We start from the raw sequence: 12,626 nt of genomic DNA on the forward strand, positions 1-12,626 counted from the left end.
CCCGCCTCCGAGACGGATCCCCACCTCCAAGACGGAGCTCCGACTCCGAGCGAGAAAACGGAACGAAAAGCGTCCGGGGGCGGCTCGATCGCCGGCGAGGCCTCGATCAGTCCGAGATGAACTCGTTGTCGCGCCAGTTGACGCCGCCGTTCCCCTCGCCGTTGCCCTGCGGGCTCTCGACGACCTCGACGGTCGCGGGACGTTCCTCGCCCTCGACGATGCGTGTCGCCCGGAGGTCGCCATCGTCCTCGGTGATGGCCGTGAGCGTGCCCTTCTCCGACCGCAAGGCGATCTCACGGAGGACGAGGAACATGGGGTACTGCAGCGCCGAGTTCTGCAGGACGGTCTCGCGATCGCCTTTGAAGCAGGCGAACTCGACGAGCTCGGAGGGGATCTCCTCCTCCTCGTCCATCCACTGGGGGCCGCCCGCGCGCGGCGGCTCCTCCTCGTAGACGCGCGTCTCCGTGACGGAGGCCTTGAGTTGGGCCGTCGGCGTGTACTTGCTGATGCTCTCGTCGTCGCTTTCGGCTTTGAAGATGAGCGTGTTGTTTCGGCGTGTGATGTCCACGTCGTCGATCTCCGGCGGCAGGTCCGGATCGTTCTCGAAGTAGTCCTCTACGTCTTCGAGTGGCAGTTCGAGCGTCGAGTGAAGTCGGAACACGCGGCCTGACATGGTTGAGATGGTGGATCGTCACAGCGGCGACACTGGGACGTGATCTACCCGTCTCTAGGGGGTGGAGCCTTATGGGAGTTTCGAGGCTAAAACCCGCCCTTCAGGGCGGGAATACAGCCGATAACCCCCCACAGACCCCGTTCGACGGCACCACCAGATATTCAACGCCCAGCCGCCATATTTAATATTCAACTATCCATAAATATTTATGGACACAGTCCGATGCTGGAGACTACCCGCACCCATCGAGCGAAAATCGCCAACCACCAACAGGTGCAAGACGACCTCGACCAGTGCGGGATCTCGGCATCCAAGCTGTGGAACGTCGCCCGATATTACACGCAAGGCCGGTGGGACGACGACGGGGAAATCCCCAACGACGGCGAACTCAAATCCGAACTCAAGGAACACGAACGATACAGGGATTTACATTCTCAATCCAGTCAGCGAGTTCTCGAAGAGCTTGCTGAGTCGTTCACCAGTTGGTACAAAGCACGCCAACGAGGAGACGAAGATGCCAACCCACCTGGCTACCGCAAACACGGCGACAACCACCCACGCTCCACCGTGACGTGGAAGCAGAAGGGCATCAAACACGATTCCAAACACAATCACCTCCGCCTTTCCAAAGGCTTCAACCACAAAGCATCGCCTTCGGACTTCATCCTTGTAGAGTACGAGACGCGACCGGACGTGACCGTGGAGAACATCCAGCAAGTACGTGCCGTGTGGAACGGCGACCGTTGGGAACTCCACCTGGTCTGCAAGGTCCAGATATCCATCGAGGGCGCTCCCGGTGACAACACTGCTGGAATCGACCTCGGCATCAAGAACTACCTCGCCATCGCTTACGACGACGGGGACGCGGAGTTGTATCCGGGAAACGTTCTCAAGCAGGACAGGCACTACTTCATCCGCGAGGAGTATGACACCGAGGGCGAGAACGGCCCGTCAAACCGTTCCCTTCGCGCTCGGCAGACACTCTCGCGTCGGAAAGACCACTTTCTACACTCCCTTGCAAAGCACATCGTTGAACAGTGCATCGACCACGAGGTCGGTCGCATCGCCATCGGTGACTTGAGCAAGATTCGTGAGGACGAGAACGGCAAGTCTCGGAACTGGGGTCGACGTGGGAACAAGAAACTCCACGGATGGGAGTTCGACCGCTTCACCACGTTGCTCGAATACAAGGCGGAAGAACACGGCATCCTCGTAGACCGAAAAAGTGAGCGAGACACGAGCAAGACGTGTTCGTGCTGTGGTCGAAAGCGAGACGCCAACCGCGTGGAGCGCGGTCTGTACGTCTGTGAATCATGCGGGGCGACGATGAACGCAGACGTGAACGGTGCGGTGAACATCCGGCGAAAGATAACTCAGAATCCTCCGACGGAGGATATGAGTAACGGTCGTTTGGCACGGCCAGTAGCCTACCTGTTCAACCAACACTCTGGGTCGTTCCGCCCGAGAGAACAGGTAGGTTGCGAACCGTAATATCCCAACGCTCGGGAGTCCTCGCTCTTCAAGGCGGGGAGGATGTCAAAGGACCTACTCTTCTTCGAACGGCGTCGACGACCGTCGCCGACCGGCGAATTCACGGGGAATACGACCGATCGCCGACCGCGATCACTCGGTCGAGAGCGTCGACTCGAGCTCGCCGCGTTCCTCGAGTTCCGCAAGCACGTCGCTGCCGCCGACGAACTCGCCGTCGACGAACGTCTGCGGGATCGTCTCCCAGTCGCTGCGGTCCGAAAGCGCCTCGCGGTACTGCGGCAGCGCCGGCAGGACGTCGACCGTCTCGAACTCCGAGACGTGCGTCGAGATGAGCTGAACCGCCCGCTTCGAGTAGCCGCACTGGGGCATCAGCCGGTTGCCCTTCATGAACAGGACGACGTCGTTCTCCGCTATCGTCTCCTCGACACGCTCTTCGATCGCCGCGGCGTCGTGATCGCTTTCGGGACTGAAGGTCATGAACGCGGATACGCGTCGGGGACCGAAAGAGGTTGCGCTGTATCGAAGGTGTGCTGTATCGGAGGAGAGTGCGCCGTATCGAGGGGATCAGTCCTCGCGGTCGACGCGAACCACGTTGATGAGCGAGTACAGCGGCACGCCCTCGATCTCCTTTCGGCCCTTCTTGTCGACGAGCACACAGCAGCCGACCGGCTCGCCGCCCTGTTCGCGGATCGCCGTTATCGTCTCGGCCATCGTCGTCCCCGAGGTGACGATGTCGTCGACGACGTAACACTCGCGGTCGCGGATGCCCGCGAAGTTGCGCGAGAAGCCGCCGCCGTGGTCGGCGATGTCGCCCTCCTCCCACTGGTGTTTCGCGGGCGCGTACGCGCCGAGATCCGTATCGAGCGCGCGTGCGACGACGGTCGCCAGCGGCACGCCGGCCTTCTCCACACCGATCGTCAGATCGACGTCGTCGTCGACCTTCGAGAGCAGATCGGCCATCGCCTCGCCCGCATACGAAAGGCGCGCGGAGTCGCGACCGATCGCGGACCAGTCGACGTGGATGTCGGCGGTGGCGCCGTCACCGCTTCCGGCGGACGCCGTCGACGTGTCCGTGTCGCCGCCGGCGCGATCGACGAGCCAGCTCGCCGTCTCGCGGGAGACGTTCAGTTCGTCCGCGATCTCCCCCTTCGAGAGCCCGCGATCGGCGAGCTCCGAGGCGTTCGCGATGAGGTCATCGACGTTCTTCATGTCCGGGCGTTCGACGGCCGTTTTAATAGTCGTGTCGTCATCGGCGGGGGGTCGTTCGCGGTCGCGTCGCCATCGACGGCGGGTTTTTGCCGGTCGCGCGCGGACGGACGGGCGTGTGTACGCTCACGCTCGCCTGGAACGTCCTCCCCGGAACGCCCGTCGCGGCGGCGGCGAACCGCGACGAGGCGCTCGATCGCCCGTCCGAGCCGCCGCGCGTCCGCCCGCGTGAGGGGGACGTTCCCGGCGTCGTCGCCCCGCGGGACGTCCGCGCCGGCGGCACCTGGGTCGGATGTACGGACGAGGGGCTCTACGTGACGATCACGAACCGGTGGCTCGACGCGGAGATCGACGGCGACCGGTCGCGAGGGCTGCTCGTCGACGAGTGTCTGCGTCGGTCCTCCCCACGGGCAGCGGCGGAGTACGTGAGAGGGGAACTCGCGGAGCGCGCCTACGCCGGGTTCTTCCTGATCCTGGCGGACCGCACGGACGCGTTCCTCCTCGCATACGACGGGGAGCTGGAGACGGTTCGGCTGGATCCGGGCGTCCATGTGGTCTCGAACGTGGGCGGAATCCTGGCCGGGACGCCCCGGTTTTCGATCCCGGACCGCAGACGGGAGCCGGGAGTGCGACGACGCGAGAGCGCGGTTCGACTCTTCGAGCACCTTCGCCTGGATAGCCACGACGGCGGCGCGAACGACGCGGACGCCGAGGCGTGGACGCGGCGCGCGCGGGAGGCCCTCGCCGACCACGACTTCGGAGCCTGCGTGCACGGGGACGGGTACGGAACGCGGTCCGGAACGGTCGTTCGCGTCGGCACGGGGATCGACGTCGAGTACGCGGACGGGCCGCCCTGCAGGACGGAGTACGAGCCGATCGAGATCCCCGACTCGTGGCCGCGGCCGTAGCGCACCGGCGGGTCGAGACCGGAAATAGGAGGGCGAAAACGAACGGGAGGACGGGACGGGCTGGAGACCGAGACGAGCTGGAGACGGAGACGAGCGGGAGGCAGGGAGGAGCGAGAGGACCAGGACGGCGACGCGCGGAAGGTCACTTTTAAGCGAGTCGCGGGCCCCAGGTAGGGTATGAGCGCGTCCGAACTCGAGGCCGACCTCTCGGAGGACCAACGCGCCGGGCTCGACCTCATCCGGGAGACCGGCGGGATCCACCAAAGCGACTTCTGGAAGGAACTCGACGTCTCCTCCAGAAAGGGGAGCCGGATCGCGGAGGCGCTCTCGGAGGCCGGACTCATCGAGCGCGAGTCGACCGTCTACGACGGACACAACACCTACTTCCTCGAACCCACCGCCCGCGATCTGGACTTCTCGTTGTTGATGGCCGGCGACATGCTCTCGCCGTTCATCGGCGAGGAGGAGATCGACCCGCAGTCGGACGCCTTCTCGCAGTGGCTGATGAACCTGGCCTACGAGGAGTGACGGGCGGCCTCGCCCGACCCTCGAACGAGTCGATCGAGTGACTCCAGTCAGTCGGTCGTCTTCCACCAATCGGTCGTCCTCCCTCAGTCGGTCGTCCCCTCGGAAAACGGGTCCTCGACCGGCGGCGTCTGCGGGGCGTCCGCGACGGTCTCGAAGAACCGCCCCGAGATGCTCTCGCGGACGACCTCCGTGAGCGTCTCCGTCGAGTCCTCGTCGACGGCGGCGAGGATGCCGAGGGGGATCTGGGCGCCGGCCATGTCCGCGTGGCCGCCGGCCGATCCGATCTGGCCGAGCGCGTCCCGGAGCGTCTCCCCGACGTCGACGTCGGTGCCGCGGGATCTGGCCGACGCGTAGACGACCCCCTCGAGGTAGCCGTAGACGAAGGTGATCGTGATCCCCTCCAGGTCGAGCAGGCGCTCGGCCGCCTGCGCGAGCGCGTCCCGGTCCGTTATCTCGCCGACACAGGAGGCGACGACCGACCCGCGGACGTCGCGTTCGCGGATCGCCGTTGCGATGATCTCGAAGGTCTCCGGGCTCACGTTCGGACGTTCGACCCGCTCGAGGATCGACACGTCGGCCGTCTCGAGCAGCCGGGCGGCCGCCTCGAAGTCCGCGACCGACACCTCGCGGGTGAACTCGCGGGTGTCGATCCGGAGCCCGTAGAGCAGCGCCGTGGCGAGACGCTCGTCGAGGTCGATCGACAGCCGATCGAAGTAGTCGGCGATGAGGGTGCTCGTCGAACCGATCGACGGGCGGACGTCGACGTACCGCGCGGTCACGGGAGCCCGTGGGGGATGGTGGTCGATGACGATGTCGACGTTCGTTCCCTCCGGCAGGCCGTCGTTGACCCCCGACCGCGAGTGGTCGACGAGCGCGATTCCCGCGTAGGTGTCCAGTTCGACCCCGTCGAGATGGCGAAGCGTGATGTCGAGGACGTTCACGAGCGCGCGGTTCTCCTGGTGGGAGATCTCGCCGCCGTAACAGGCGTCAGCGTCGACGCCGACGGCCTCCGCGATCCGCTGGAGGCCGATCGCGCTCGCGATCGCGTCGGGATCGGGATTGTCGTGGGTGACGATCGCGAGCGGACCCGAAAGCGACCGGAGGACCGCCACGAGCTCGACGATCCGCTCGTCGGCGTCCAAGCCGACGGCGTTCAACACCCGGTCCGCGATCGCCTCCGCGGGGTCGACGAGCCGGTCCGCGACCGCAGCGAGCGACTCGCGAACCGACTCCGCGGGAGCGGTCCCAACGCAGGCGACGATCGAGGCGTCGGGATACCGCTTTCGGGCGGTGCGCGCGGCGGCGAGGTTTCGATCCGGGTCGTCGTCGGCGACGATGACGACGTCGGCCCGATCCGGATACGATCCCGGGTCGGCCGGGTCGGCCTCGACGGCGGCGACGTTCGACTCCCGGAGGGTCGTCACCCACCCGGGATCGTCGGTGACGACGTAGACCTCGCCGCGCCGCTCGCGCGCCTGCTCGATGAGCGTGTGGCCGATCGAGCTACAGCCCAACACGAGTCGCCGAACCATGTGGTGACGGTAGGACGTTCCGGGGGTAAAACGGTGCCGTCCGGGTCCGAGCGAAAGCGATCGGGTCCGGGCGAGAAACGATCGCGTCCGAAGCGAACGAGGTCGACCGGAGACACGCGACGGGAGGCGGTCGAACGCCTCGACCGTGGTCGTCGGCCGACGACCCTCAACCGAACAGCGCCGTCGCCGCCGCCTCGGCGGTCTCGATGACCGGACCGAACCCGGGCAACACGAGCACCGTGGCGACCGCGGCGAAGATCACGGTCGCATAGAGCGCGGTGGGTCGCGAGTCGATCGCCGGAAGCGAGCCGACGGGGTCGTCGATCCACAGCGCCTTGACGACGCGGCTGTAGTAGTACAACGAGAGGACGCTGTTTATCGCGCCCACCGCCGCGAGCCACCAGAAGCCGTTGAACACGGCGTTCATGAACAGGAAGTACTTCGAGAAGAACCCGCCGAGCGGGGGGATCCCCGCCAGCGAGAACATGAAGACGGTCATGGCGAGCGACGCCATCGGCGCCGCGCGCCCGAGACCGGCGTAGTCCTCGAAGGTCCGACCGACGCCCCAGTGTTCGGCCATGGCGATGAACAGGAACGCGCCCGTGTTCATGAACCCGTAGACGAACAGGTGCGCCATCGCCGATCCCATCACGGCGCCGTTGTGGCTGCCGCCTGCCGACAGCGCGGCCAGACCGATGAGCGCGTAGCCGGCGTGACCGACCGAGGAGTACGCCAGCATCCGCTTGAGGTTCTCCTGGACGGCGGCCGCGAAGTTGCCGACGGTCATCGTGACGACGGCGAGGACCGCGAACGCGAGCGGCCAGTCGATGCCCGCCGCGAGGGACGCCCCGATCGGGAACGCCTCCGTGAACACGCGGAAGGCGACCGCGAACCCGGCGGCCTTCGAGGCCGACGAGAGGAACGCGCTCACCGGGGCCGGTGCGCCCTCGTAGGCCTCCGGCGCCCAGAAGTGGAACGGCACGGAGGCGGTCTTGAACGCGAACCCGCCGATCATCATCACGACGCCGATGCCGGCGACGCCCGAAAGCGATCCGAGGTCCTCGAAGGCGGCCGCGACGTCGCCGAGAAGCAGCGACCCGGTGGCCGCGTAGACGAGCGAGATCCCGAAGACGAAGATCGCGGAGGAGACCGCCCCGATGAGGAAGTACTTCATCGCCGCCTCGACGCTGCCGCGGTTCTCCTTGAGGTAGGCCACGAGCGCGTACGACGGAAGCGAGACCATCTCCAGGGCGACGAAGATCGTCGCGAGGGAGTTCGACGACGCCAGAAGCGCCATCCCTGCCGCGGCGAAGGCCACGAGCGAGTAGAACTCGCCGGGCGTGTCGTGGTCCGCGAGGTAGTCGTGGCTCGCGACGACGACGAGCGTCGTCACCGACGCGACGATGGCGGTGAAAAACAGCGCCAGGGCGTCGATCTTCAACGCGTCCGCGAACAGGTAGATCGCGCCGCCGGTCGCGGGCTGTCCGGTCCCGGCCGCGAGATACCACACCGCGAACGCCAACGAGGCGAGCGAGCCGATCGCCGCGAGCGTCGAGGAGGCCGCGTTCGTGCCGCTCTTCGGATACACCGTGTCGTAAAGCAGCAGCACGAGCCCGGTGATCGCGAGCGCCAGCGCGGGCGCGAGCGCCATCCACTCGGGCAGCGGCGCGGATCCGGTCTGGGCCGGCAGGGCCGCGAGCGGTTCTGCGACCGACGACTGGAGCGTGAGCGCCATCAGTTGACACCTCCTTCAACGACCGGAGCGACCGCGTCGCGCATCATCTCGAAGATGAGATCGGGCGCGACGCCGAGGACGATTATCGCGACGAGCAGCGCCGCGAGCGGCAGCGTGTCGTGGAGCGCGGCCGGCCCGAGCTCGTAGTCGGTGTCGAGCCGATAGGGGCCGAACAGCGTCCGCTGCATCGCGAACAGCAGGTAGCCGGCGACGATCACGATGCCGAACATCGCGAGCGCCGTGAACGCCGGCATCAGCCCGTTCGCGACCGGCGAGCCGAACGATCCCACGAAGACGTAGAACTCGCCGGCGAAGCCGGCCATGAGCGGCAGCCCCATGTAGCCGAACGCGCCTGCGACGAGGATCCACACCGCGACCGGCATCCGATCCGCGATCCCCGACATGTCCGTCACCATCCGGGTGTGGGTTGCGTTGTAGATGACGCCGACCGCCATGAACATCAGCCCGGAGATGAGCCCGTGTGCGACCATCTGGAAGGTCGCCCCGCCCACCCCGTAGACGGTGTAGGCGACGAGCCCGAGAGTGACGTAGCCCATGGAGGAAACGGAGGAGTAGGCGACGATCCGCTTGAGGTCCCGCTGGGCCAACGCGAGCATCGCGCCGTAGATCACGGAGATCACGGCGACGATCGCGATGGGGATCGCAAGCGCGGTCGCCTGGTCGGGCAGCATGGTGAAGTTGAACCGCAACAGCGCGTAGGTCCCCATCTTCAGGAGGACGCCCGCCAGAAGCACCGACGCGGGCGTCGGCGCCTCGACGTGGGCGTCCGGCAGCCAGGTGTGGACCGGCACCATCGGGACCTTGACGGCGAAGCCGGCGAACATCGCGAGGAACGCGATCATCGCGATGGCGTCGGGAGCGATCCCGTAGAACGACTGGAGCTCGCCGGCGGCGATCGACGCCGCGATCTCCGGCATCGCGAACGTCTCGACCGGGAGGCTGAACACGAGCGTCATGAACCCGAGGAACATGACGAGCGAGGCCGCGTTCGTGTACACGAAGAACTTGATCGCGGCGTACTTGCGGCGCGGGCCGCCCCAGACGCCGATGAGGAAGTACATCGGCAGGAGGACGGCCTCCCAGAAGACGAACCACGCGAAGAAGTCGAGCGCGGCGAACACGCCGAGCAGGTTCGCCTCCATGAACAGCATGAGCCCGTAGAACTGGCTCTGTCGCTCGTCGATCGGCGTCCACGCCGACAGGATCGCGAGCGGAACGAGGAACGTCGTGAGCACGACGAGCGGCAGGCTGATGCCGTCGAGACCGACGAACCACTGGACCGTGTAGCCGCCGATCTCGATCCAGTCGATCCGCGTTTCGAACGCGAGCTGGCCGCCCGTGAGGGCGTTTCCGCTCCCGTCGAACCGTGACCACAGGTAGAGGCTCCCGACGAAGGGAACCAGACTGAACGCGAACGCGAGCCGGCTCGCCCACCGGTTCGGCGCGGCGAGCACCGCCAGCGCGGTCGCGAAGGTGAATGCGATGAGTGCTTCGATGATCACAGGAACCACCCCCCGAGAACGCCCAGGACGACGAGCAACCCGACGAGCCCGATCGTCAGGATCGCCGCGTAGTGGGTGACGATCCCCGTCTGGAGTCGGCGGATCCGTTCGCCGGACGCGAGGCTCACGGAGGAGACGCCGTTGACCACGCCGTCGACCACGCCCTGGTCGAAGGTGTCCGCGGCGCCGGCCAGCCCCGCCGTCCGATCGGCGAGCCAGACCTGCAGTTCGTCCTGGTAGTAGTTGTTGTACAGTACGGTCTTCACGCCGCCGAGCGCGGCCGTGTGCTCGGCCGGCTCCGCGACGTTATACAGCTTCCACGCGGTGGCCACGCCGAGCAGCGCGAGCCCGAGCGAGACGCCCGCGCCGATCAACACGGTGGCCGCCTCGCCGCCGGCGATGTAGCCGGAGGTGTAGGGGCCGAGATCCGCGTAGTGGTGGGACGTGAGCTCGGAGAACCCGCCGTAGTGGCCGTCGAGCCACAGGTGGAGGAAGTCGATCCCCTCCACGCCCAGCACCTTCTGGACCGGCACCATGTTGGCGGCGCCTGCGACGACCGCGAGGACGCCGAGGACCGCGAGCGGTCCCTTCACGTTCCAGCGGACCGCGTGCGGGTCACGTGCGGTCTCCGTTCGCGGCTCGCCGTGGAAGGTGAGGAACACCATCCGGAACGTGTAGAAGGCGGTGACGGGAACCGCGAGCAGCCCCATCGCCCACGCGGCGAGCAACAGCGGCTCGTTGAGCCCGTGGACGAGCGCCTCATAGAGGATCTCGTCCTTCGACCAGAAGCCGGCGAACGGGAAGATGCCCGCGAGCGCGAGCGATCCGGCGAGGAACGTCCAGTAGGTGACCGGCAGTTTGTCCTTGAGGCCGCCCATCTCCCACATGTTCTCCTCGTGGTGCATCGCGATGATGACCGCGCCGGCGCCGAGGAACAAAAGCGCCTTGAAGAAGGCGTGGGTCATGAGGTGGAAGACCGCGGCGACGTACCCGCCGGCGCCCAGCGCGAGCATCATGTACCCGTACTGGGAGATGGTCGAGTAGGCGAGCACCTGCTTGAGCTCCTCTTTGACCACGCCCATCGTCGCGGCGAAAAGCGCCGTGAATCCGCCGACGAACGCGATGATCGCCATCGTCGTCGGCGTCAACACGTAGAACCCGTACATCCGGGCGACGAGGTAGACGCCGGCGGCGACCATCGTCGCGGCGTGGATGAGCGCGGAGACCGGCGTCGGACCCTCCATCGCGTCGGGGAGCCAGGTGTGCAGCGGGAACTGGGCGGACTTGCCGATCGCCCCGCCCAGGACGAGGAGGCCGAGCGCCGTGAACCACGTCCCGGCGTCGAGTCCGAACGGCGTCCACGCGTCGAACTCGCCGGCGAGCGCCTGCTCCGCGAGGACCGGGAACGATTCCGACCCGACGAAGGAGGCGGTTCCGAAGGTCGCGAAGATCGCGACCACGCCGACGAGGAAGAAGTAATCCCCGAAGCGCGTGACGAGGAACGCCTTCTTCGCGGCCGAGGGCGGCCCCGGCTCACGGAAGTGGAAGCCGATGAGCAGGTACGAACAGAGCCCGACCAGCTCGAAGAACATGAACGCCATGAGCAGGTTGTCCGCGACGACGAACCCGAGCATCGAGGCCGTAAAGAGGCCGAGTCCGGCGTAATACCGCGGCAGATCCGGCTCGCCCTCGTCGTTCATGTATCCGAGCGAGAAGACGTGAACGAGCAGCGCGATGAGCGTCACGATGACGAGCATCAACGCGGAGAGCGGGTCGATCAACACGCCGAAGGTGAGCGCGATCTCCTGGGGACCGATGCCGCCGGCGATTCCGTCCGCCGAGACCCAGGTGTAGAGCGTCTCCGCGTGTTCGCGCCCGCCCGCGACGGTGGCGAGCACCCAAAGCGACAGCAGGAACGATCCCGCCGTCGCGGCGATGCCGCCGAACGCGCCGCCCTTGGGCAGATACCGGCCCAAGAACAGGGCGACGAGGAACGACACGAACGGCAATACGACGATCGCGGGTACGTAGGCGAATGCATCCACCATCTTACCACCTCATCTCCCGTGGAACGGTCACGTCGGTCACGCCGAAGTTGCGGTACAACACGAGGATGATCCCGATCCCGATCGCGACCTCGGCGGCCGCGAGCGCGATCACGAACAGCGCGAACACCTGTCCGGTGAGATCGCCGTAGTACTGCGAGAAGGCGATCAGGTTGATGTTCGCGGCGTTCAACATGAGCTCGACGCTCATCAGGAAGTACAGCGCCTCACGGCGCGTGAGCACGCCGAACAGTCCGATACAGAAGACGGCGGCGGCCAAAAACAGGTAGTACTGGGTGGCGACCACGGTCACTCACCGCCCTCCCCGGCCTTGCGACCCGCGGTGAACGCGGAGCCGACGGCCGAGACGATCGTTCCGTCCTCCTCGCGTTTCGCGAGGTACAACGCGCCGTCGATCGCGACGTCGAGCGTGAGCGCTACGATCAGAAACGCCGCGAGGAATCCCTCGGTCGAGCCCGCGAGCGAGCCGATGTCGAGGTTGAACAGCGCGAACCCGATCTCGTGGGTGATCCCGTACTCGCCGAGCTCGAAGCCGGCCGGCTCCCCCAGATCCGCGCCGAGGAAGGCGGCGGCCATCACGGCGAAAAGCAGGGCCGACGCGAGGCCGGGGACCAGTCCCCGATCCTCGGCGTCGTAGCCGGGCCCGTCACGTTCGCGTGTGTCCGGGTCGTCACTCATACGCTACTCACCTCCGGTTCGTCGGTACGCGTGAGCATCACGGCAAACGTGATGAGGATGAGAACCCCGCCCACGTAGACGAGGATCTGCATGGCGGCAAGGAACTCCGCATGCAACATCACGTAATGGACCGCGACGCTCAACAGGGCGGCGCCCAAAAACAGGGACGCGTGAAAGACGTCCCGTGCGAGGACGACGCCCAGGCTGCACGCCAACGTAACGAGGGCGAACAGCGCGAACGCGATGGTTTCAAGCACCATTGTGTGTGTCTCCGTTCAGATGTCCT

Annotated in this window: 13 protein-coding genes; 3 read left to right on the forward strand and 10 right to left on the reverse strand. The window is 66.4% G+C overall.

Annotated elements, in window-relative coordinates; all coding sequences use genetic code 11:
• Positions 1-106: 106 nt before the first annotated feature.
• Positions 107-673 (reverse strand): DUF7110 family protein, encoded by a 567-nt coding sequence (locus tag ACZ5YD_RS05660; protein WP_379745949.1) that lies wholly within the window; start codon positions 671-673, stop codon positions 107-109.
• Positions 674-895: 222 nt separating this feature from the next.
• On the opposite strand from ACZ5YD_RS05660, the gene ACZ5YD_RS05665 reads away from it, so the two are divergent.
• Positions 896-2,164, forward strand: a complete 1,269-nt coding sequence (locus tag ACZ5YD_RS05665) for an RNA-guided endonuclease InsQ/TnpB family protein (protein ID WP_379745946.1) — start codon at positions 896-898, stop codon at positions 2,162-2,164.
• Positions 2,165-2,296: 132 nt separating this feature from the next.
• On the opposite strand, the gene ACZ5YD_RS05670 is transcribed toward ACZ5YD_RS05665, so the two are convergent.
• Both ACZ5YD_RS05670 and gfcR read right to left on the reverse strand, forming a co-directional pair.
• A complete protein-coding gene (locus ACZ5YD_RS05670; protein WP_379745943.1) occupies positions 2,297-2,641 on the reverse strand; it encodes a glutaredoxin family protein in 345 nt (114 codons plus the stop codon).
• 87 nt (positions 2,642-2,728) lie between these two features.
• Positions 2,729-3,373, reverse strand: coding sequence for a transcriptional regulator GfcR (gene gfcR / locus ACZ5YD_RS05675; RefSeq protein WP_379745941.1), 645 nt, complete (start codon positions 3,371-3,373; stop codon positions 2,729-2,731).
• 113 nt (positions 3,374-3,486) lie between these two features.
• Between gfcR and ACZ5YD_RS05680 the strand changes: the two genes are divergently transcribed.
• Together ACZ5YD_RS05680 and ACZ5YD_RS05685 are read left to right on the forward strand one after the other, a co-directional pair.
• Positions 3,487-4,278 carry an NRDE family protein gene (locus ACZ5YD_RS05680; RefSeq protein ID WP_379745938.1) on the forward strand — a complete coding sequence of 264 codons (792 nt, stop codon included), beginning with the start codon at positions 3,487-3,489 and terminating at the stop codon, positions 4,276-4,278.
• 177 nt (positions 4,279-4,455) lie between these two features.
• Complete coding sequence (locus tag ACZ5YD_RS05685) at positions 4,456-4,806, forward strand: helix-turn-helix transcriptional regulator (RefSeq protein ID WP_379745935.1); 351 nt, start codon at positions 4,456-4,458, stop codon at positions 4,804-4,806.
• 83 nt (positions 4,807-4,889) lie between these two features.
• Here ACZ5YD_RS05685 and ACZ5YD_RS05690 read toward each other — a convergent pair whose 3' ends face one another.
• From ACZ5YD_RS05690 to ACZ5YD_RS05720, 7 genes are all read right to left on the reverse strand, one after another.
• Entirely contained in the window at positions 4,890-6,338 is a 1,449-nt protein-coding gene (locus ACZ5YD_RS05690; RefSeq protein WP_379745932.1) for a DHH family phosphoesterase, read from the reverse strand.
• 166 nt (positions 6,339-6,504) lie between these two features.
• Positions 6,505-7,989 (reverse strand): NADH-quinone oxidoreductase subunit N, encoded by a 1,485-nt coding sequence (locus tag ACZ5YD_RS05695; protein ID WP_379746038.1) that lies wholly within the window; start codon positions 7,987-7,989, stop codon positions 6,505-6,507.
• 83 nt (positions 7,990-8,072) lie between these two features.
• Positions 8,073-9,596 (reverse strand): complex I subunit 4 family protein, encoded by a 1,524-nt coding sequence (locus tag ACZ5YD_RS05700; protein WP_379745929.1) that lies wholly within the window; start codon positions 9,594-9,596, stop codon positions 8,073-8,075.
• The gene (gene nuoL / locus ACZ5YD_RS05705) at positions 9,593-11,644 is read right to left on the reverse strand and encodes an NADH-quinone oxidoreductase subunit L (RefSeq protein ID WP_379745926.1); all 2,052 of its coding nucleotides are present in this window, start codon (positions 11,642-11,644) and stop codon (positions 9,593-9,595) included. Before nuoL ends, ACZ5YD_RS05700 begins: the two co-directional genes overlap by 4 nt.
• Position 11,645: 1 nt before the next feature.
• Positions 11,646-11,948: an NADH-quinone oxidoreductase subunit NuoK gene (gene nuoK / locus ACZ5YD_RS05710; protein ID WP_379746035.1), complete on the reverse strand. Its 303-nt coding sequence runs from the start codon at positions 11,946-11,948 to the stop codon at positions 11,646-11,648.
• A gap of 2 nt (positions 11,949-11,950) precedes the next feature.
• The gene (locus tag ACZ5YD_RS05715) at positions 11,951-12,340 is read right to left on the reverse strand and encodes a hypothetical protein (protein WP_379745923.1); all 390 of its coding nucleotides are present in this window, start codon (positions 12,338-12,340) and stop codon (positions 11,951-11,953) included.
• Complete coding sequence (locus tag ACZ5YD_RS05720) at positions 12,337-12,600, reverse strand: NADH-quinone oxidoreductase subunit J (protein WP_379745920.1); 264 nt, start codon at positions 12,598-12,600, stop codon at positions 12,337-12,339. The genes ACZ5YD_RS05715 and ACZ5YD_RS05720 overlap by 4 nt, the downstream gene beginning before the upstream one ends.
• Positions 12,601-12,626: the final 26 nt, after the last annotated feature.

It is taken from the genome of Halopenitus salinus, from assembly GCF_055397165.1.